The organism is Streptomyces sp. NRRL F-6676 (assembly GCF_000725625.1).
Taxonomy (GTDB): Bacteria; Actinomycetota; Actinomycetes; order Streptomycetales; family Streptomycetaceae; genus Streptomyces.
Window position 1 is genome coordinate 99,748 of record NZ_KL647084.1, and the last position, 21,329, is coordinate 121,076.

Sequence of the window (21,329 nt, forward strand, 5' to 3'; positions counted from 1 at the left end):
GCCGCGGCCGGTCAGTGGCGTGCCCGCAACTTGCTCAGCAGGCGCTGGGCCTGGGCGCGGCGCCGGGGGTCGGCGGCGGCGCGGCGCGCCTGGTCGATCGTGCGCCGGCCCTGCGGGCTCCTGGCGAACCGCTTGATGCGCTCCATGACTCCGGGCATGACGTTTCCTCCCGGCCCGGCCGGCCACCACGGCCGCCGTGCCTTCGCTCGGTGTGCGCGCGCTTCCTCGCGTGCGCTCCCCGCTCCGGCTACCCCGCATCGGCCGCCCGGCACCTGCCGGACGGCCGGCGCGGGCCCCGGCGGCCCTCCGCGGTGCTCATCGGAGCAGCACCCTTTCGGGTGCAATAGAGCGCGCCGTTGCGGGAACACGGGGGTCCTACCGGCGATGAGCGCAGCGGCGTCCACGACCCGTTGCCGCCGTCGCGACCGCTCGCAGCAAGGAGCCACCCGTGGGACACGGCGGAGACGTCATTCACGAACTGACCACCGACCATCGTGAAGTGGAGGAGATGTTCGCCCGATTCGAGGCGCTCCCGGCCGGGGACAGCCGCCGCAAGGAGCTGGCCGACCAGGCCACCATCGAACTCGTGCGCCATTCCGTGGCCGAGGAGATGCACCTCTACCCGGCGGTGCGCGAATACCTCCCCGACGGCGACTCCCTCGCCGACAAGGAGATCGAGGACCACAGCACGGCCGAGCGCACCATGAAGGAACTGGAGGGCTGCCAGGCCGACGACCCCCGCTTCGACCAGTTGATGACCTCCCTGATGAGTGAGATCCGTGAGCATGTCGCCGACGAGGAGAACAACCTCTTCCCGCGGCTGCGCCGGGCGGCCGGCGCGGAGGACCTCGAGAAGCTCGGCGAGAAGGTGCGTACGGCCAAGAAGACGGCCCCGACCCGGCCGCACCCGGCCTCCCCGGACAAGCCGCCGGCCAACAAGCTGCTGGCCCCCGGCGCCGGCATGGTCGACCGGGTCCGCGACGCCCTGTCGGGCCGCGGCAAGAACGGCTGACGGGACGACCGCCGGCGGCCCGCGCGGCCCCCGCGGCCACCTCGCGACCGGTCCGGGACGGACACCCCGTCCCGGACCGGTCGTCGCGTCGTGTCCGAACCGGTCGCGTCGTACGCGGTCGTCACCGTCCCCGCGGCGAGGCGGTGGTCCGCCGGGGGCCCTGACCGGGGTCCGTGGCGGCGGCGCCCGCGGACACGTCCGGAGCGGGCCGGGGGCGCCCCCTCGTACCGCGCATCCGGGGCGCGAGGTGGCGCGGCGCGGCCCATTGCACCCCGGCGCACACCGCGACGACGAGGACGGCCGCCGCCGCGTCGAACCAGAAGTGGTTGCCGGTGACGACCACCACCGCCAGGGTGAGGACCGGATGCGCGACGGCCGTCCAGCGCACCCGCCCGCGCCCCGCCAGGACGACGGCCGCCGCGACGAGCACCGCCCACGCCACATGCACGGACGGCACCGCCGCGAGCTCGTCGGCGACGACGCTCCCCGGACCGCCCCCGTACACGGACTGCCCGTACAGGGCCGCGGTGTCCACGAAACCGAGCCGCGGCACCAGGCGCGGCGGGGCCACGGCGATCAGTTGCAGGAGCAGCGAGGCGACGGTCACCAGCACCACGCAGGTGCGCAGCCGCCGGTAGGCGGCGCGGTGCCGTCGGAACAGCCACACCAGAACCGCGGCCATGGCACCGAAGTGCAGCACCGCGTAGTACCAGTTGGCGGTCTGCACCAGCCACGAACGGGGCAGCACGGCCTGCTGCCAGGAGACCTCGTCGGGCAGTCCGAGCGACTGCTCCCAGGAGTGGATGCGCACCGCCCGCGCGGTGGCCGTGGCCAGGTCCCCGGCCGCCATCCGGGTGGGGATCTGCCACACCAGGAACACCGCGCACACGACCCCGGCCTCGCGGCACAGCACCGGCACGAGCGGCCACCGCCAGCGCCAGCACGGCAGCCCCGCCGCGCACAGCAGCACGGGGGCCGCGCAGACGGCGGCCCAGGCGAGCACTGTCCGGTCCACGACATCCACCGGGTCCAACCGACGCTCCTTCCGTGAGGACAGGGACGGGGAAGCCCTGAGGTAGGGAAGCCCTGAGGTTCCCGCCCCCACGGGCGGGAAACGGTGAGCGCCGTGACCTCACTCCGTCGCGGCGGCACGCACCCCGAGCGGCGGGACGCGAGGAGGCCAGAGTTGCCGAAACGGCAAAACGCGTGGTCGGCGCCGCCGCGCGTGCCGCAGGATCGTCCCGCGTGCCGGCCCGTCCGTACGCGAGCCGTCCCGCCGAGTCCCGACCCGTCCGCACGCCTGCCGTTCCGCCGAGCCCCCGGGAGACCCCGTGTCACCTTCGCCCGCCACCACCGCCCTCACCCACCGCCTGGTGCCCGCGCCCGCCGGGCGGATCCATCTGGCCGAGCAGGGCAGCGGGCCGCTGGTCCTGCTCGTGCACGGCTTCCCGGAGTCCTGGTACTCCTGGCGCCACCAGCTCCCCGCCCTCGCCGCGGCCGGGCACCGCGTCGCGGCCCTCGACGTACGCGGCTACGGGCGCTCCTCGCGGCCCGCGGCGCTGGAGGCGTACCGCATGCGCGAGCTGGTCGAGGACTGCGTCGCCGTCGTGGAGGCCCTCGGCGAGCGGACGGCGGTGATCGTCGGGCACGACTGGGGCGCGAACATCGCCGCCACCTGCGCACTGCTGCGGCCCGAGGTGTTCCGCGCCGTCGCGATGCTCAGCGTCCCCTACGCCCCGCCCGGCGGCCCCCGGCCCACCGAGGTCTTCGCGCGGATCGGCGGCGAGGACGAGTTCTACGTCTCCTACTTCCAGGAGCCGGGCCGCGCCGAGGCGGAGATCGAGCCCGACGTACGGGGCTGGCTGGCCGGCGTCTACGCCGCACTGTCCGCCGACACGATGCCCGCCCCGGGCGCACCCGACCCGCACTTCGTCTCCCGCGGCGGCAGGATGCGCGACCGGTTCCCCGCCGGGCGGCTGCCGTCCTGGCTCACGGAGGACGAACTCGACGTCTACGCGGGCGAGTTCGAGCGGACCGGGCTGACCGGGGCGCTCAACCGCTACCGGAACATGGACCGCGACTGGGCCGACCTCACCGCCCACCACGGCGCCGCCCTCACCCAGCCGTCCTTCTTCGCGGGCGGGGCGCTGGACGCGTCCACCACCTGGATGAGCGACGCGATCGAGGCGTTCCCGCGCACCCTGCCCGGGCTGGTCTCCTCGCACCTGCTGGAGGGCTGCGGCCACTGGATCCAGCAGGAGCGCCCGGAGGAGGTCAACCGGCTGCTCACGGAGTGGCTCGCCGCGCTGCCGGACGCCTGACGGACCGGGGCGCCGCCCAGCCCGTCCGCGTCGGCCCGGGCACGGCTCCTGCTCCGAACGGCGCCACGTACCGCACCGACCGGCGCGTACTGCCGTCCCCGGGGAACCGCCGGACCAGCATGGTGCCATGCCGGACCGCGACCCCCGCCCCCGCACGCCCGCCGCCGCCGAGGCCGTACGACGGGTACGGCCGCGCCGGCCCACGGAGGTCACGCTGTTCAGCGGCGTCTACGGACTCGTCATGGCCGGTGCCATGGCGGCGGCGCTGGACAGCCCCGGCGAGGCGCCCGACCCCGGCTCCGACGCGCTGTGGGTGCTGCTCACCGCCGTGGCCTCCGCGGCGGCGCACGGCTACGCCCACGTCGTCGCCCACCGCGCCTCGTCCGGCGGCAGGGGCGCCCGTGCCGGGCTGCGGGCGATGGCCGCGGAGTGGCCCGTGGTCGCCGCGGCCGCTCCCACCGTCGTCCTGCTGCTGTTCGCCGTGCCCCCGCTGTGGCGGGAGGAGACGGCGGTCGACACGGCGCTGGTGCTCAACGCGCTGCTGCTCACCGGCTGGGGCGTGTGGACGGCGTGGAGCGCGGGCCGGGGCAGGGGCGCGTGTCTGCGCGCCGGGGCGGCCGACCTGGTCATCGGACTGGTCATCATCCTGGCCAACGCCGTGATCAAGTGAGGGAGCCGGGGAAACGTCCGCCACGTCCGCCGTGGCCGCCAAGGCTGTACGGGGCACGAATCAGCCAACCACCGTGGCGGACCGGCCGTTGTCGCGCGGGCGGCCTCGGGATCGTACGGTGCGATCTGGCCGGAACCTGATCGGTGTGCTTCCCTGAATACAGAACCGCACCACTCCGCCCGCAACTCGGCACGCCGCAGTGCCCGTTGCGGGTTGACACATGTCCGCAACCGCTCGGCCCGCGCAGGAGCCGGCGACGAGAGAGCGCACGGGGGGCGATGAAGACGTCAGCGAGCGACGTGGAGTTCGACGTGGTGAACCTGTCCGGTTCGACGGCCGTGGACCTCGACGACCTGCCCGACAGCGCGCTCGGGGAGTCCCTGCGGCGGGTGTTGAGAGACGTCGTCGACGGTTCGTTCCCCGTGGTGGCCGCGTTCGACTCGGCGATCTGACCGCGCGGGTGGCGTCCGCCGGACGCGGAGAGCAGGGGGTGGCACGTGACGGAGGTACGGCCCTTCCAGGAATGGGTGGTCAAATGCGCTCAGCCGTGCAATCTGGCCTGTGACCACTGCTACGTCTACGAGTTGCGCGACACCAGCTGGCGCAGCAAGCCCCGGGTCATGGCGGAGGAGACGGCGAACCGGCTCGCCGAGAGAATAGCGGAGCACGCGCGGAACCACGGCCTGGAGTCGGTGAGAATCGTGCTGCACGGCGGCGAACCACTCCTCGCCGGCCGGCGTCGAATCGAACATCTGCTGTCAGTGCTCAGGAGTGAACTACGGGGCGTCGCCCACTGTGATATCTCTCTCCAGAGCAATGGAACACTGCTCAGTCCGCACTGGTTGGAGCTGTTCCGCCGGTACGGGGTATCGGTCGGAGTCAGTCTCGACGGCGACCGGGAGGCCAACGACCGCCACCGGCGTTCCAGGAACGGACGGAGCAGTCACACGGCCGTTCAGAGGGGGCTGGAACTGCTGAAGAGGCCGGAGAACCGCGCCCTCTACCGCGGCCTCCTCTGCACCGTCGACCTCGCCAACGATCCCGGATCCGTCTACGAGGCGCTCCTCGCCCACGCTCCGCGGCGAGTCGACTTCCTGTTGCCGCACGCCACTTGGGAGTACCTGCCCCCCGGGCACGATCCACGGCGCACGCCCTACGCGCGCTGGCTCGTCGAGATCTTCGAACGCTGGTACTCCGCACCACGCCGCGAGACCGGGATCCGTCTCTTCGAGAACATCATGGATCTTTCTCTCGGCGGTGAAGTACGCTCCTCCAGCGTGGGACTGGCCGCCTCCGACGTCATCGTCGTGGAGAGCGACGGATCGGTCGAGTTACCCGATTCGCTCAAGGCCGCGTACGAGGGAGCCGCCGCCACCGGTATGAACGTGTTCGACCACGACTTCGACGCGGTGGCCCGCTGCCCGGCCGTCGTGGAGGCACGGGACGAGGGGCCGGAGGCACTCGCCGAGGAATGCCTCGGCTGTTCCGTCTTACGGATCTGCGGCGGCGGACTGCGGACCCACCGCTTCCATCCCCGTACGGGTTTCGCCAACCCCAGTGTCTACTCGGCCGATCTGCGGGTGCTCATCACGCACATCCGGGACCGGGTGACGGCCGACGCCGCCGCTCTGCTGGGGAGGGCATCGTGAGCGATCCCCGGACCCTGCGCATGACGGCGGAGGACTTCGCGGCCCTGGCGGGCTGCCGCCCCACCGCCTCCGCGCTCACCGTCCTGCGGGACGGACAGATCAGCAGACGGCTGCTGATGCTGAAGAGCGTGGCGGACGGAGCCCGGCGCGAACTGCCCGGCCTGTGGGAGGAGTCCGGGGCGGCCGAGGGCTGGGAGCTGTGCACCCGGGCCCGCGCGGCCGACGTGGCCGCCTTCGAACGAGTCCTGCTCCATCCGCATCTGGGCGTCTGGCTCGCCCGCTGTCTGCGTGCCCTGGCGGGCGCCGGTCCCGCGACGGGGCTCGCCGTGGACCTCGCCCGGCTCGGCTCCTTCGGAGCCGCGGCCGCGTTACGCGCCGGCCTGCGCCCGCGCCTGACGCTCCGGGCGCCGGACGGACTGCTGTGGCTGCCCACGCTCGGCACCGTGCGGGTCCCGCGGGGGACGCGGGCGATCCCGCTCGACGGCCGGCACGTCGAACTGCCGGGACACACGCTCACGCTGGACGCGCCCCAGGACGAATGGTCCGCCACCGCGGGTCCCCTGCTCGCCCCGCGTCGGGTCGACGTCGCCGCGCGCGGTACCGCACCCCCGCTGTCCGTCGTGCTGGAGGACAGCGATGTCTACCGGGACGCACACGGACACCCGGTGCAGGGCCGCCAGACGCCCCGCCAACTCTCCTTCTGGCGTGGCACGTTGGCGGAGGCGTGGCAACTGCTCACCGACACGGTGCCCGAACGGGCGGCCGCCTGTGCCGCGCTCTGCGCGGCGGTGGTCCCGCTGCGTCCGGGCCACGACCGGCACGGCCGCAGCTCCTCGGCACGGGAGGCCTACGGGGCGGTCGCCGCCGCCCCCGAACGCGATCCGGCGCGTCTGGCGGAGACCGTGGTGCACGAGACGGCGCACATCGCCTTCGCGGCCCTGGCCGACCTGGTCGACCTCGTCGCCCCGCACGACCGCAGCCGTCACCGGGTCGGCTGGCGCCCGGACCCCCGCCCCCTCGGCGCGGTGCTCACCGGGACCTACGCCCACCTCGCGGTGCTCGAGTTCTGGCGGCGCAGGGCCGAGGAACTGCGGGGCCAGGCCGCACGGGAGGCCGGGGCACGGCTGCACCGGCACGGCGCGCGCGTGGCCGGGGCGCTGGCCACGCTGGACGGCCGCCCGGCCCTGACGCCCCTGGGCGCGCGGTTCGTGCAGCACATGAGTGACGAGGCCGCGCGGTGCGGCTTCCCCGTGAACGGGTTCCCGGTCGTTCACCCGGGCGGAGGTCCGCTGGGCGATTCACTCGTCCGGGCGAGTCCGGTCGAGCCCCCGGTGCCGGAGGAACGGCGGGGCGCGGCCCCGCCGATACGGGCGGAGGCAGGCCGTCACGGCGCTGCCGGGGTCGATGAGAAGGCGTCAGCCAAGGAGATGAGGAGGGGGGCATGGGCGGAACCTACGGCGGGGTGGTGCCGCGAGAGCGCGACGGACACCCCTTATTGTGCGTAAGTGGCAGCATTTCTTCTTATCTAGCCCGTATTCCGATGAACAACCGATTCGGTGTGACCGGCGGCAGTGGGGTTGGCGGCAGCTCCTCATCCACCGCCTGGCACACCCCAAGGTCGCCCACGCCCTGGGAACGTGCCATGCAACTGGAGTCACCGTGAGCCACTTCTACCTGAGCCATGTCCGCAGGGTCGACGAAGAGTGGGTCGCGGCATTTTTCCGTGATCTGAGCGCGGCGGTGGGGGCCCGCATCGGGCGGCCCCCCGAAATGGTGGGCACCCGCGGGGATCCGCACTCCCTCGACGTGCCCCTCGACGCCCTGAGCCGTTCCACGGTCCTGGTCCCCTTGCTCTCACCGCGCTACTTCAGCCAGTCGTACTGCGCCGCCGAGTGGAACTACTTCCAGCAGCGGCTCGACGTGCACTGGTCCCGGACCGGCCGCCGCGCCGACGCCGTCGTTCCCGTCCTCTGGGAACCGGAACCGGATCACGCCCCGCCCGCCGCCCTGCCCTACCCGCCCTTGAAGGTGCCCTCGGAGGCCTACCGGCGGGACGGCGTGCTGCACCTGCTGCGGCTGCGGGCGCGATACCAGGAGGAGTACACGGGCGTGCTCCAGGCGCTGGCCGAGCGCATCGCCGCCCACGCCGAGCGGCTCCCGGAGGTGCACGGCTTCCGTGCCGCGTCGGCCGGTGCCGGGGTCCGCTCCGTCACCCGCACGGGCCGCAGAACGGTCGACTTCGTCATGGCCGCCATGCCCCGCCAGGACCTGCCCGCCGACCGGCACGCACAGCAGTTCTACGGCAACCGCGCCCTGGACTGGTCGCCCTACGCCCCCGACGACAAGGGCGCGCTCGCCTCCCTCGTCACGGACGTCGCCACCGCCCTCGACTTCGCCCCGGACGTCCTCACCCTGGACGACAGCGCCGTCGACCGGGTGGGCGAGGACCCCGACCGGCTGGTGGTGCTCCTGGTGGACGCCTGGGTCGCCAGGGTCCGCGAGAAACAACGGCTGTTCGCCGCGGTCGACGGCCGCCCCGGCCGGTCCACCACCGTGCTGGAGCCGCGCAGCGAGGACGACACCGAGTCCGCCGCCCAGGCCGCCGAACTCGACGAGGCCGTCGACCGCATGCTCCCGCTGCTGCGGCGCAGCTTCGCCGAGTACCAGCGGTGGAGCCTGCCCGACGCCGACCGTTTCACCTCCGCGCTCCGCAAGGCCCTCATCCGCCTGCAGAACGACGCCATGAAGTCCGTGGAGGCCGACCGGGCCCCGGCCGCGCCGGCCACCGGCCTCGCCCCATTTCCCCTGCTTGGAAGGCGCTCCTCATGAAGTTCGACTCGGGTGACGCCGGCACCGCGGAGTCCGGCACCATCGTCACCTTCTACTCGTTCAAGGGCGGCACCGGCCGCACGATGTCCCTGGCGAACGTGGCGTGGATCCTGGCCAGTAACGGCAAACGTGTGCTCGTCATGGACTGGGACCTCGAAGCACCGGGCCTGCACCGCTACTTCACCCCCTTCCTGGGGGACCCCGACCTCGCCTCCACCGAGGGCCTGATCGACCTCGTCCGCAAGTTCGAACTGCGCGTCCCGCGCACGACCGACGAGGACCTGCGGGAGTACGCCCGCGTCGAGCGCTACGCCACGACGCTGACGTCCACCTTCCCCGACGGCGGCTACATCGACTTCGTCTCCTCGGGCAAGCAGACCGAGGAGTACTCGGAGACGATCAACACCTACGACTGGCGCGGCTTCTACGAACGCCGCGACGGGGCGGCCTTCCTCCACGCACTGCGCGAGGACATGCGCCGCAACTACGACTACGTCCTGATCGACAGCCGCACCGGCTTCGGCGACACCTCCGGCATCACGACCATGATGCTCCCGGACGTCCTCGTCAACTGCTTCACCCTCAACACCCAGTCGGTGGACGGCGGCGCGGACATCGCCCGGGACGTCAAGCGCGGCGCCCCCCACGTGAAGATCATCCCGGTGCCCATGCGGGTCGACTACGCCGAGCAGGAGAAGCTCGAGGCCAGCCGCGACCACGCCCGCCGGCGCTTCCAGGAGTTCCTCAAGGACACCCCGCGCGCCGCCGACCCCGACAGCTACTGGGGCGCGGTCGAGATCCCCTACCGCTCCTACTTCGCCTACGAGGAGGTCCTGGCCACCGTCGCCGACACCCCCCGGCAGCCCGCCTCCCTCCTCGCCGCCTACGAGCGCCTCACCACCGCCGTCACCGACGGCGCCATCACCACGTTGCAGGCCCCCGACGAGCAGACGCGCAGGCAGATGCTCGCCCGCTTCCAGCGCGTACGGATGCCCGGCGGCGGGCTCGTGCCCCGGGTCCGGCTGGACTTCGCGGTACGTGACGGCGCCTGGGCGGAGTGGCTCGCCGCCCAGATGCAGGCGGCCGGCATCGCCGTGACCCTGCGGGCCAGCAGCCCGTCCGTCCCGCTGGCGGTGCGCCCCGCCGACAGCGCCGACGTGGTCATCGCGCTCCTCTCGCCGGACTTCGCGACCACCCCCGTCGCGGACGAGATCCGGGCCCTGGCCGCCGCACCCGAAGGGCCGCGCATCCTCGGCCTGCGCACCCGGGAGTACACCCCGGAGCCGGCGCTGCGAGGACTGCCCGGATTCGTCCTGGTCGACGTGGCCGCCGCACAGGCGCTCAACCAGGTCTTCGCCCTCCTCGAACTGGAGCCGCCCGCCGACGTCGCCCCCGAGGGCCCCGCCTACCCCGGCCTGGTCCCCAAGGCGTTCAACGTGCCCCCGCGGAACAACTCCTTCACCGGAAGGGACCTGCACCTGGACCGGCTGCGGACCGACCTGGGCACGGAGGCGCTGCGCCAGGACACCCCGGTGGGCAGGGTCTTCCTGTACGGCCTCGGCGGCATCGGCAAGACCCAGATCGCCCAGGAGTACGTGCACCGCTACGGCGCGCAGTACGACGTGGTGCACTGGATCCCGGCCGAACAGCCGGAGACCATCCCGCCGTTGCTCGCGGAACTCGGCACCGAACTGGGACTGCGCGGCGAGTCGGTCGACGAACTCGTCCAGGCCACCCTCGCCGCGCTCCGGACCGGGCTCGCCGGCCGATGGCTACTGGTGTTCGACAACATCGAGAGCCAGGGCCCGGACCAGGCCGACGCGTCCGTGGAGCAGTACATTCCCGCCGACGGCCCCGGACACGTCATCGTCACCGCGCGCCGCTCGCCCATCGGGCAGGGCCAGAACTCCATCGAGATCGACGCCTTCAACCGGTCCGAGAGCATCGCGCTGCTGCGCCGGCGCGTGGACGGAATGACCGCCAAGGAAGCCAACCGGATCGCCGACACCCTGGGCGACTTCCCGATGGCCATGGAAATGGCGGCGGCGTGGCTGCGCCAGACCGGCATGCCCCTGGAGACGTACCTCGAACTGGTGGGCAGCCGTGTCAGCGCGGTCCTCAGCCGGGACGACGGCACCAGTGGCGGGCCGCAGGAGTCCCTCACCGCGGTCTGGCGGCTCTCCGTCGACCGGCTCGCCCAGAACCGCCCCGCGGCCGTACGCCTGCTCGAACTCTGCTCCTTCCTCTCGCCCGAACCCATCGCGCACTCGCTGCTCTACAGCGACGGCATGCGCAACTACCTCGCCGAAGTCACCGGGGACACCTCGGTGTTCGACCCGATGGTGATGGGTTACCTGATCCGCGACCTCGGCCGGTACGCCCTGGCCACGGTGGACCAGCGCAACCGCTTCATCCAGGTGCACCGGCTGCTCCAGGCCGCCGTACGGGAGTGGCTGGAGGAGGACCCGGAACGGTACGAGCAGATCCGCCACCGCGCCCAACTGGTGCTGGCGGGCGCCCTTCCCTCGGCCGCACTTCCGGAGGAGAGCCCGCAGGTACGCCAGCGCATGGCCGAACTGCTGCCCCACCTGGACCCCTCGGGCGCCGTCTCCAGCACCGACCCGCGCGTCTGCGAGTGGGTGATCCGGCAGGTCCGCAACCAGTGGCTCATCGGTGACCACCGGGCCGCCGCCGCCCTGGGCCGCCGCGCCCTCAATGCCTGGACGGAGTCGGAGACCCTGGGCCGGGACCACCCCCTCACCCTCCGAGTGGCCGCCCAGGCGGCCAACCCCCTGCGCTCGCTGGGACTGTTCCAGGAGGCCTACGACCTCGACGAGGACACCCTGCGGCGACAGCGGGAACAACTGGGCCGGGACAACGGCCACACCCTGGTGACGGCCCGCAACTACGGGGCCGACCTGCGGGGCCTCGGCCGGTACCGGGAAGCCTACGAGTCCGACCAGGAGACCTACGAACTCTGCCGGAACCACCCCGACTTCGGTGAGGAGAACGAGGCCACCCTGCGCGCCGGCAACAACCTGGCCGTCTCGCTGAACCTGGCGGGACGCCCCGCGGAAGGACTCGCCCTCGCGAGGGAGATCCACGAACGGAGCCGGAGCGTCCTGGGCCAGCGGAACCGGCGCACCCTCAACGCGCGCAGCGGTGTGGCGCTGGACCTGCGCGAGATGGGCGAGTACCAGGCGTCCCTGGACGAACTGACCGCGCTGCGCAGGCAGTTCGCCGAGTTGCAGGACGAGTCGAACGACGTTCTGCGTACCGACGCCTCGCTCGCGGTGACCCAGCGCAGGCTCGGGAACCACACCGCCGCCGAGGCGCTGACCCGCACGACACTCAACTCGTTCCAGAAGCGGTACGGCGAGCTCCACCCCGACACCATGTCGTGCGGCGCCAACCTCGCCTGCGACCTGCTCGCCCTGTCCGAGACCAACCCCGAACGCCGGGCCGAGGCACTCGAACTGGGCAAGCGCAGCGTGCAGCTCTACCAGAGCCGGCTGGGCGCCGACCACCCCTTCACCCTGGCCGCGGCCACCAACCTGGTGGCGATCCTGTGCCATCAGGGCGAGTCGACGGAGGCGCTGAAGCTCGGTGACGACACGCTGCGGCAGTTGGTCGCGCGGCTGGGTGAACAGCACCCCGCCACCGTCGCCTGCCGCGCCAACCGCGCCGGGGCGCTCTCCGCGCTGGGGCGGCACCGGGAGGCGACGGCGGAGGACGAGAAGGTCCAGGAGGCCTATCTGGCGCTGTACGGCCCGGACCATCCGCGGGTGCTGTGCGCGCGGTACAACACCGCGCTGGAACGGGTCCTCGCCGGGGACGAGGAGGCGGAGACCGCCCTGCGGGAGGCCGGGGAGGGCACGGAGCGCAAGCTCGGGCCCCGCCATCCCACCTGCCGCGCGATGGTGAACCGCCGGCGGATCGACTTCGACCTGGAGATGCCGCCGATCTGATGCCCCGAGCGGTACCGGACGTGTACGTCCCGCGGGCCCCGGCCGACCGGCCGGGGCCCGCGGGCTGTCCGGACGGGCGCCGGGGTCCGCGGGCATTCCGGACGGGCGCCGGGGTCCGCCGCCCCGGTCGACGCGCGTCAATTCTGGCGTGACGTCGCATACTTGCGGACGAAGCGGCGGACCGTGCGGTTCATCTCCTCCTCGCGCCAGGCCGGCAGACCGTCCAGACGGGTGTGGGCGCCGGCCGTGCCCAGCAGGTCGCCGTCGACGACGAACAGGAACAGCACGCCCACCGGGAACTCGGCGTCCAGCGCCCGCACCAGGTCGCTGTCCGGCGGATGCGGAACGATCACCACCACCGGGCCGAAGTCCCGCTCGTGCTCGCGCAGGGTCTCCTCGTCGTAGACGTCGACGTCCTCCAGCAGGTCCCGGATGCCCTCCACCAGGCCGTCCAGCACACCCGTGCCCGCGGTGATCGGCACCACGAAGTGGTCCCAGGCCAGCGGCTGCTCGGTCGCCCGGTGGACGTAACGGCGCGCGGTGTCGGTGGAGCGGGCGGGCAGCACCGCCACCCGGGGACCCGGACCGCACAGCGTCTCGCGCATCCGGGCGGCCTCCGTGCCCGGCACCCGGGCGTGGGTCACGCTCAGCTCGATCAGCTCCCGGGAGTCCCCGGGCCCGGGCAGCGGCAGCAGTTCGGTGAGGGCCGCGCGCAGCGGGTCGGCGTCCGCCTCCTGCTCGCTCGGCCGCTCGGCGAGCAGCCCGGAGGCCAGCCGGTGCTGCTTCAGCGGCGACAACCCGGCCAGCGGCACCCCCAGCGTCGCGCTGGCCCGGTCCAGGCTGCGGTCGGGCACCTCGCGCAGATGCCGTACCACCTGGTGGTGCACCCGGGAGTCGTTCAGCCCGGCCCGCATCAGCTCCAACTGCGGTGCGATGTCCCGCCGTACGGCCTCCAGATCGCCCCGCTCCGGCCACTCGACGGTCTGCCGGCGGGTCGGGTTCAGCGAGTTGAGCCCGCTGCGCTCCAGCGCCTTCAGATCCACCTCCGGCAGCATCAGCAGGATCACCGGGAAGCCGTCGGTGCGGTTGCGCAGCTCGGCCATCGCGAGCTCGTTCTGCACGTGCTCCGACTTCAGGGCGTGCACCGAGACGATGAGCAGCATGCCGTGCGCGCTGCCCATGCCGTCGGATATCGCCTCCATCCACTCCTGCCCGGGCACCAGCGACTCCCGGTCCACGACGACCGGGGCGCAGCCCTCCGCGCGCAGCAGCTCCTCCATGGCACGCCGCGCGGGCCAGCAACTGCACGGGCAGTCCAGGGGTTCGCTGCGACTGAGGAAGACATGGGGACCGGGCATGGTGCTCCTCGCTGAACTGGGGACGGGGCGACGACGGCGGCCGGCGGCTCGCGGCGCGTGTCGTCAGGGGACGGGTGGGCCGAAGGGGTCGGTCGCCTCCGTCGACCGGGGGCCCGGAGCGGACCGGAGCCGGAACCAGCGGGTGCGGCCCGGTCCGACGGTGAGGGTGAAGGCACCGTCGGCGGCCGCGTGCACGGTCTCCGGTCCGGTGGTGGCCGCCGGGTGCGGGGCCGGTGCGTCGTGGGCGATCTCGATCAGTTCGGACGGCGGCTCCGGGGCCGGCCGGGGGAGCCGGGCGACGACGGGGGTGTCCGCCGTGTTCGTCAGGCACAGGACCGTCTGCCCGGCATGGCCGCGCAGGACGGCGGTGAGCCGCGGGTCCCCGGTCGGCTGCGGTGCGAACATCTCGCCGCGCAGGGCCAGTTGGGCGGCCCGCACGGCCAGCAGGGTCCGCAGCGCCGTCGCCTCGGGCGTCTGTGCGTCCAGCACCGCGAGCGGGACCTCGTGGCACCCGGGCAGGGCCAGCAGCAGGCAGGCCGCGGAGTACGGGGCGTCGGGCGGCAGCGCCCAGGGGGGCACCGGGTGCGAGGCGTCCGCCGGGGTCGCGGGCGGGGCGCCGACCACGAGGTGGCAGTGGGTGTCCGCGGCGCCCGGGCCGCCCCCCTCCGGACCGCCTTCCTCCGCCCTCCCCACCAGCGCCGCCTCGGGGAACGCGTCCAGCAGATGGCGCAGGCGGATCAGCAGCGCCTCGGGCCAGCGGGCGGCGTGGCGCAGACGCAGGCCGTCGAACCGCTCCTCCAGCAGGTCGTACGCCCGCCGCAGCAGCGCCCCGTGCGCGGCGGTGTCGTCCGGCGGGTGCAGGTCGGCGAGCACGCGCAGCCCCTGCGCCCGCGCCTCCTCGACCAGTGCGGTGGTCTCCGGCGCCCCCGGCTCGCGGGAGGCGGGCAGGCAGACGTGGCCCACGCCCCAGCGGCGTGCCCGCACCGGCAGCAGGGGATCGTCCGCGGGCAGTGCGACCCCCACGCTGCCCCGGAGCCACGCCGGACCGGTGCCGTCCGGTGCGGCGGGCACGGGGGCGGGGGTGAACAGATGGGTGCGGCCGTCCTCGGACCGGATCTCGACCTCGCCGCCGTGCCCCGTCAGCAGCAGCCGTCCGCCCGGCGCGGGGCACACCTCCTGGACCGAGAAGGGCACCGGCGCCCCCGTGACCGGCCCGCCGTCCGGCCACGGCAGCCGCAGCAGCCGGGGTCCGCCGTCCGCCGCGACGACCAGCCCGGTCGCGGGCGACACCGCGAGCGAGGTCGCCGGGGCCGGCAGCACCGCCAGGACCACGGAGTCGTCCTCCCGGCCGCGCCCACCGGCCCCGTCGTCCTGCCCGTCCCCACCCCCGTCCGGCCGCCATGTGTGCACCCGGCCGTCCGCCGTGGCCCACACCACCGCGCCCGAGGCCGGGTCGCCGCTCAGCGCGGTGATCGGCTGCCCGGTGCCCCACAGTGTCGTCGGCGTGCCGGTGCCGGACGCCGGGCGGTGGACGACGAGGTCGCCGCGCGCGTCGGCCACCGCCACCACCCCGGCCCGGACCGAGCACCACAGGCGCACCACCCGGGCGGAGTGCGTGAGCGTCGCCAGGTCGCGGCGCGGGTCGCCGTCGGCCGCGAGGACCACGTCGATCCCCGACGCCAGGCACAGCACGGTCTGCCGGGCCAGTCGCGACCAGCCCAGCGCCGTCGGCTCCGCCATGGCCGCCGGGAGGCGGTGCAGTACGGCGTCGGCGGAGCCGTCCAGCGCCGTCGACACCACGTGCAGTCCGCTGTCCGTGACCGCGGCCGTGGCGGCGGGGCCCGCGTCCGCCACGGCCAGCAGCCGCGGAGCGCCCGGCAGTTCGAGGGGCAGTACGGTCTCGCCGTCGTCGACCGACAGGGCGGTGCGGCCGTCCGCGGTGACCGCCGTGGCGCCGCGCCCGGCCGCCCGGACACAGACCAGGGTGGAGCCCAGCTCCGCCTGCGCGCGCAGCACAGTGCCGTCGGGACGGGCCTCGGCGACGACGCCGAGGCGCAGCGCGGCCCGCTCGTCGTCGTACAGGTCCAGTTCGTGCCAGCCGGCCCCCGGCAGTGCGCCGCGCAGCCGCAGCCGGACCCGGGCGGCGCCGCTCGCCGGGCAGACCAGGGCGTCGGGCTCCGGCGGCCGGGTCAGGACGAGGCCGTCCGCCACCGGCCGTACGCCGATGTCGACCTCGCTGTGCACCAGGGACCGCACCGCCCGCACCCGGTCGGCGCCGGTGCGGGCGGCCACGCCGGTGGGCGGCTCCATGCCCAGCCGCTCGGCCGCCATCACCTGTAGCCGCCAGGCCGGCCAGGAGCCGTGCACGTCCTCGGGGAGGCGGGGCAGGAAGCGCAGCACCCAGCGGCTGGCGTCGGCCGCCCCGCCGCCGTCGGCGAGGACCTGCCGGAACAGCGGTGCCAGCGCCTCCTCCACCTCCGCCTCGGCCGGCCGCGGCCCGATCGTCGCCCGCCACAACAGCTCCTCGAACGCGCGGACGAGGGGCGGGGCACCGCGGTGGGCCGTGCGGGTGTACTCGCGGACCGAGCCGAGCAGGCTCAGGTCCCGCGCGGACAGCTCCTGCCGCAGCTCGGCGCCGACCTCCGGGTGCAGCACCAGCGCCCGGCTGTCGGCGGCCTCCACCAGCGGCGAGAACCACAGCCTCGCCTCGAGGCCGATGCCGCTGCGCGGCAGGAACCGCAGCCGGGCGCCGCGCACGAAGTACGGCTCGGCCTGCGCCGCCAGGCAGAGCGAGCGCGCCAGCAGCACCACGTCGGGCTGGTCGCGGCGCTGCTCGGCGATGAGCCGGAAGGCGGCGCTGCGCTCGGGCGCCGCCGTCACGACCCGCGCCCCGATCTGCGCCTGCCGCCCCGGGAGCCGGACCGCCCCGCCCGCACCGGGATGCCGCGGTCCAGGGTGAACAGCGTGACGAGCTGCCGGATCGCGGCCGGGTACTCCCGCACGGGGTGCGGGGTGAGGCAGACGACGGGTGTGCCCGCGCGGCACAGCCGGCGCAGATACGGCAGCCACTGGGCCGGGGTGGCGTGGTTCCGGCCGGGCAGCGGCGGTCGCAGCCTGCCGAGGTCGGACATCAGCAGCACCGGCCGGCCGTGCGGCGGGACAGGGTGCGGCTCCCAGGTGCGGCCGCCGTCGCGGCTCGCGCCCCGTCTGAGCCGGAAGTCGAGCACGGTCAGCCGGTCGGACGGCACCACCCGGGCGGCGAGGGCGGCGAGCCAGGCCTGGTCGTCGCGGAAGGGCCGCATCGACTCGCCCCGGTCGAGCAGCAGGTGCACCCCGGCCCGGGTGGTCGCCCGCTGCCGGTAGGGGACCCGGGGGCGGCCGAGGGGGCCGCCGGCCAGGCTGCGGACCACCAGCTCCAGCAGCCGGTCGTGGTCGACGGTGTGCCCGCCGCGGTACGTGCTGGCCACGGCGAGGAAGACGGCGCGCTCGGACCGCGGGTCCCACGGCGGGGCGGGCCGGGGCGGGGCGGTGACCCAGGGGACGTCGAGAATGTCCGGATGGTCTTCGGGTCCGGCCGGGTCCGCCGGGTCGGCGAGGTCCCGCAGGGCGGGCTCGCCGTCGGGTCCGGTGGGGTCCGGCGGGGGGAGCGGCGCCCGGAGCATGAGCAGAGAGGCGCCGGTGGTCTCCGGGGGAGCGGGGTACGGCTCGGGGGCGGAACCGGCGAGCTCGACCCGGCGAACGGCTCCGGCGGCCGTGGCGTCGGCCCCCGTACCCGCCGCCTCGCCGGCCCCCTTCAGCGGCGCCGGCCCGGCCCTGCGGGACGGGGCCGGCGGACGCTCCTGGCGCCCCGTCCGCGGCACCGCGTCGGCGTGCGGCGCACGCACGGGACGCCGCTCGCCGTCCCGCCCGCCGTCCTCGGCGGTGGACGGCCCGCCGGCCGCCTCCGGCCTTCGTCCCGCCCGCCCGCCCACCGGCGCGTCCGCACCGGCCCGGCCGGCCCCCGCCGGCAGCCCCATCGCCTCGGCGAGCCGCGCCACGCCGTCCGCGTCCCGGACGCCCAGCAGACGGGCAGCCCGCAGCAGATCCCCCACCTGGGTCCGGCGACGGCTCATGCGTACGGCAGGACGTCGGGGGAGCCCTTGACCATGGCGAGGCCCGCCACCGCACGCCACTCCGGGGAGTCGGCGGTGAGCCCCAGCTGCTGACAGGCCCGCAGGGTGTCGAGGAACTCCGCGGTGCTCGCCACCGGCCGCGCGGCGGAGGACTCGGCGTCGAACATCTCGGCCAGCTCGTCGGCGAGCAGCGGGTCGTAGGCGGCTCCCATGTGCAACTGGGCGACCCGCAGCAGGTGTTCGCGGTCCGGGGGTTCCAGGACCAGCGGGATGCAGCGGCGCCGGAAGGCGGCGGACAGCTCCCGCTCCTCGTTGCTGGTGATGACCACGAGCGGTGCGTCGATCCCCTCGGCGGCCGTCACCAGGCGGCGGCCGGGGCCCTCGAAGCGCAGGTTGTTCAGCGGGTCGAGGAGCGCGTCCGGCACGTCCGGGTCGGCCTTGTCGATCTCGTCGATCAGCACCACGGCCGGGCGCCCGCGCAGCGCCGGGTCCGGCGCGGTGCCGGAATGGGCACCGGAACCGTCGGCGGCGGCGTCGAAGGCCGGGTCGACGGACGGGTCCAGGGCCTTCCACAGCACGCCGGGTCGGAAGTACGCCGGCGAGTCGGGGGCGGCCAGCTTCCCCGAGTAGGCGTCGTTCAGCTGCCGGAAGGCCTCCTCGCGCCAGAGCAGGTCGTGCGGCTCGGTGCGGGCGGTGACGACCTCGGCGTAGTAGCGCAGGCCCATCAGCCGGGCCACGTTGGGCGCGAGCGTGGACTTGCCGGAGCCGGGCGGGCCCAGCACGAGCAGCGGACGGCCGGTCGCCAGGGCGATGTTGACCGCGAGGACCGTACGCTCGTCGAAGAGGTAGACCTCGTCGTCCGGCCGGGCCACGCCGCGCGGCGGCAGGAGGGGTAACGGGCTGTCGTGCCGGGTCCCGCCGGGCTCGTCGTCGGGGTCGAAAAGCTTGACGTAGCCCACTGGTTCCCCCTGGTCCCAACTGCCGCGAACGCTCCCTCGACGAGGGTAGCCGACACCCCTGTCAGTGCTGAAGGTTGCCTCCGCGGGTCCGGCCCGGGCGCACCACCCGTACGCCGGGGAACACCGCCCCCTGCCTGGGCACACCGCCCGGCCGGGGGGCGGCGTGCGCCCCGGCGCGCGCGGACGGGCGCGCTCCCGGTGACACCAGATCGACCTGGCTGAGCCACGGCATGTCGTACAGACCCTCCGGTATCGGGCCGTCCGGCCACGGGTCGACGGTGAGGAACATGACCGTGGAGGAGGCGAGGGCCGAGAGGTCGGTCAGGGCCGGACAGCGCACCACCCGCAGCGCGCGCAGGGAGGGGCAGGCGTCCAGCGGGGGGAGCGCGGTGCGGGCGGGGTCGTCGGCGAGGACCAGGGTGCGCAGTCCGGGCAGGTGCGGCAGCAGCTCGTCCAGGCCCTCCACCGCTCCCTCGCACCACAGTTCGGGACATCCGGCCCCGGTCAGCGCGCGCAGTTCCGCGGCCGAGCGGACGACGGCACGCCGCGCCGGGGCGGGCGCCGCCGGCCGTGCCGCCGGCAGCCGGCGGAGCGGCCGGTGGCCGTCGGTCAGGATGCCGCGCGGCTCCTTGCGGTCCCGCGCGGCCCGCAACTCGGCCAGCAGGTCCTCCAGTTCGGCCGACCCGGAGCGGGCCAGCAGACGTGCGGCGTCCGCGGGTTCCACGCCGGCGAGGTGGTGGGCCGCCAGGAACGTACGGACCGCCGGGTCGGAGAAGGCGACGGTGTCGGGCCCGGGCTGGTAGAGCGTGCCCGTACGGTCCGCGAGGGCGGCGAGGAGCCGGTCGGGCGCCGGGGCGGCACCGGCCGCGCGGGTGCCGCGGTCGCGCAGCGCGTCCAGCGCCGTGCGCAGCGGGATGCGCGCGCCGTCCATGTCCAGGGTGGCGACGGCCAGGCTGCCGCAGGCCGTGCGCAGCACGCTGTCGGGCACCGCCGCCCCGTCCTCCCGGACCGGGGGCACCCCACCGGGCTCCGGCCGGGCCCGCCGCCACCCGGCGGAGATCCCGGCCCGCAGCAGTTGGTGGCGCGGGACAGGCCCCGGCAGGGCATGCGCGCGGGAGGCCCGCCAGATCGCCGCGGTGGCCGCCGGGCGCCCGGCGACGCCGGACAGCACCGGGTCCTCGTCCAGCCGCCGTGTCAGCGCGCCCGACAGCTGCCGCTCGCCGCCGGCGGCGAGGGTGTCGAGCAGGGCGCGGACGCCCGCGGGGGCCAGCGCGCGCAGCCGGACGGTGCGGAACTCCGGGCCCAGCCGCTCCCAGGGCACGGTGGCCCCGTTGGTGGCGATGACGCACGGGGCCTGCGGGTGGGCGCGCAGCAGGCGCAGCAGGGACTCCCAGACGGCGGTGCGGTTGCGCGAGGGCACCGCGTCGAGGTCGTCGACGGCCACGAAGGCGTGTCCGGCGCGCAGTTGGCGGGCCGCCCAGCCGGCGGGCTCCCGGGCGGCGGCGCCCGGGGCGAGGGCCGGCACCAGCCCGTCCAGGTCGGGCAGCGCCCCCGAGCGGGCGGAGAGGACGAAGGGGATACGGCAGCCCCAGGGCGCCCGGGCGGCGCCGGCCGTGGTGTGCGGGACGGCGTCCAGGGCCTGCCCGGCCAGCCGGGCCAGTTCGGTGCTGTGGCCCGCGCCCAGCGGCCCGACCAGGAGCAGCCGCCGGCCCAGTTCGGGCAGCAGTTCGGCGGGTACGGTCTCGTCCGTGCCGTCGCCCGCCACCAGGGTGCGCGGGATGCGGGGCGCGGGCACGGCCGGCGCCAGGTGCTTGCGGAACTCCTCGGTGAACACGGCGTCGTCCACGGCGAGGGCGCGGGGCGGCTCGCCCGCCGACCGGTCCTGGAGCGCGGGCGCCGTCGCACCGCTCCTGACGGCCTCGTTCATGTGTGCGACGATCGTCGCGAGGACCTCGTCCAGGGCCGCGCGGTACCGCGGCGCCTGCATCGTGAGCAGGGCGAGCCCCAGCGAGCGGTACTCCGGCGGCTGCCCGGCCGTGAAGACGTCGGCCGCCGCCACCGGTTCCGGCAGCCGTTGCGGGACCGGTTCCCACAGCAGCGGCAGCGCGGTGCGGGGCGCGGTGCCGGTACGGGCCTGGCCCAGCGTCTGGCGGTGCGCGAGGACCGCCCAGTCCTGGTCGGCGGGGCCCTCGCTGAAGTAGGCGGGGCTGCACAGGGCCAGCACGACGTCCGCGGTGGCCACGCCGGGCGACTCGGCGGGCGGCGTGTGCCGCGCGTCCTGCGGGGCCGGCGCCGGGACACGGGTGAACCGCGGGCCCTTGGAGGCGTCCAGCCGTCTGCGCAGCTCGTACAGGAAACGGGCGACCCAGGCCTCGTCCCGGCCGCGCAAATAGCTGACGGCATAGCGGTACACGGACACCACTTCCCCCGTAGATCGGCAGGCGCACCGGC

15 protein-coding genes are annotated in these 21,329 nt (G+C 74.9%); 8 read left to right on the plus strand and 7 right to left on the minus strand.

What is annotated here, in order from left to right; genetic code table 11:
• Window positions 1-11: 11 nt before the first annotated feature.
• Window positions 12-158 (minus strand): hypothetical protein, encoded by a 147-nt coding sequence (locus IO29_RS39170; RefSeq protein WP_199806867.1) that lies wholly within the window; start codon window positions 156-158, stop codon window positions 12-14.
• 290 nt (window positions 159-448) lie between these two features.
• Here IO29_RS39170 and IO29_RS33415 point away from each other — a divergent pair, with 290 nt between their 5' ends.
• Window positions 449-1,012, plus strand: coding sequence for a hemerythrin domain-containing protein (locus IO29_RS33415; protein ID WP_030379109.1), 564 nt, complete (start codon window positions 449-451; stop codon window positions 1,010-1,012).
• A gap of 121 nt (window positions 1,013-1,133) precedes the next feature.
• On the opposite strand, the gene IO29_RS33420 is transcribed toward IO29_RS33415, so the two are convergent.
• A complete protein-coding gene (locus IO29_RS33420) occupies window positions 1,134-2,036 on the minus strand; it encodes a phosphatase PAP2 family protein (protein ID WP_234307479.1) in 903 nt (300 codons plus the stop codon).
• Window positions 2,037-2,343: 307 nt separating this feature from the next.
• Here IO29_RS33420 and IO29_RS33425 point away from each other — a divergent pair, with 307 nt between their 5' ends.
• The 7 genes from IO29_RS33425 (at window position 2,344) to fxsT (ending at window position 12,449) form a co-directional block, all read left to right on the plus strand.
• Window positions 2,344-3,333, plus strand: a complete 990-nt coding sequence (locus IO29_RS33425; protein WP_030379111.1) for an alpha/beta fold hydrolase — start codon at window positions 2,344-2,346, stop codon at window positions 3,331-3,333.
• Between the two features lie 127 nt (window positions 3,334-3,460).
• Complete coding sequence (locus tag IO29_RS33430; protein ID WP_030379112.1) at window positions 3,461-4,003, plus strand: hypothetical protein; 543 nt, start codon at window positions 3,461-3,463, stop codon at window positions 4,001-4,003.
• Window positions 4,004-4,281: 278 nt separating this feature from the next.
• Window positions 4,282-4,455 (plus strand): FxSxx-COOH cyclophane-containing RiPP peptide, encoded by a 174-nt coding sequence (gene fxsA / locus IO29_RS36080; protein ID WP_063738084.1) that lies wholly within the window; start codon window positions 4,282-4,284, stop codon window positions 4,453-4,455.
• 45 nt (window positions 4,456-4,500) lie between these two features.
• Window positions 4,501-5,652, plus strand: coding sequence for an FxsB family cyclophane-forming radical SAM/SPASM peptide maturase (locus IO29_RS33435; protein ID WP_030379113.1), 1,152 nt, complete (start codon window positions 4,501-4,503; stop codon window positions 5,650-5,652).
• A complete protein-coding gene (locus IO29_RS33440) occupies window positions 5,649-7,157 on the plus strand; it encodes an HEXXH motif domain-containing protein (protein WP_051707505.1) in 1,509 nt (502 codons plus the stop codon). Before IO29_RS33435 ends, IO29_RS33440 begins: the two co-directional genes overlap by 4 nt.
• 154 nt (window positions 7,158-7,311) lie before the next feature.
• Window positions 7,312-8,481: a TIR-like protein FxsC gene (locus tag IO29_RS33445; protein ID WP_030379115.1), complete on the plus strand. Its 1,170-nt coding sequence runs from the start codon at window positions 7,312-7,314 to the stop codon at window positions 8,479-8,481.
• The gene (fxsT, locus tag IO29_RS33450; protein WP_030379116.1) at window positions 8,478-12,449 is read left to right on the plus strand and encodes an FxSxx-COOH system tetratricopeptide repeat protein; all 3,972 of its coding nucleotides are present in this window, start codon (window positions 8,478-8,480) and stop codon (window positions 12,447-12,449) included. Before IO29_RS33445 ends, fxsT begins: the two co-directional genes overlap by 4 nt.
• 137 nt (window positions 12,450-12,586) lie before the next feature.
• Here the strand turns inward: fxsT and IO29_RS33455 are convergent, their stop codons facing one another.
• The 5 genes from IO29_RS33455 to IO29_RS33475 all read right to left on the minus strand — a co-directional run bounded on the left by IO29_RS33455 (window position 12,587) and on the right by IO29_RS33475 (window position 21,291).
• The gene (locus tag IO29_RS33455) at window positions 12,587-13,807 is read right to left on the minus strand and encodes a toll/interleukin-1 receptor domain-containing protein (RefSeq protein WP_030379117.1); all 1,221 of its coding nucleotides are present in this window, start codon (window positions 13,805-13,807) and stop codon (window positions 12,587-12,589) included.
• 63 nt (window positions 13,808-13,870) lie between these two features.
• Window positions 13,871-16,687, minus strand: coding sequence for a hypothetical protein (locus IO29_RS33460; RefSeq protein ID WP_030379118.1), 2,817 nt, complete (start codon window positions 16,685-16,687; stop codon window positions 13,871-13,873).
• Window positions 16,684-17,919 (minus strand): hypothetical protein, encoded by a 1,236-nt coding sequence (locus IO29_RS38755; protein WP_158709311.1) that lies wholly within the window; start codon window positions 17,917-17,919, stop codon window positions 16,684-16,686. The genes IO29_RS33460 and IO29_RS38755 overlap by 4 nt, the downstream gene beginning before the upstream one ends.
• On the minus strand, window positions 17,916-18,878 hold the full coding sequence (locus IO29_RS33470; protein WP_030379120.1) for an AAA family ATPase: 963 nt from the start codon (window positions 18,876-18,878) through the stop codon (window positions 17,916-17,918). Before IO29_RS33470 ends, IO29_RS38755 begins: the two co-directional genes overlap by 4 nt.
• Window positions 18,879-18,939: 61 nt before the next feature.
• On the minus strand, window positions 18,940-21,291 hold the full coding sequence (locus IO29_RS33475; protein ID WP_030379121.1) for a hypothetical protein: 2,352 nt from the start codon (window positions 21,289-21,291) through the stop codon (window positions 18,940-18,942).
• Window positions 21,292-21,329 lie beyond the last annotated feature (38 nt).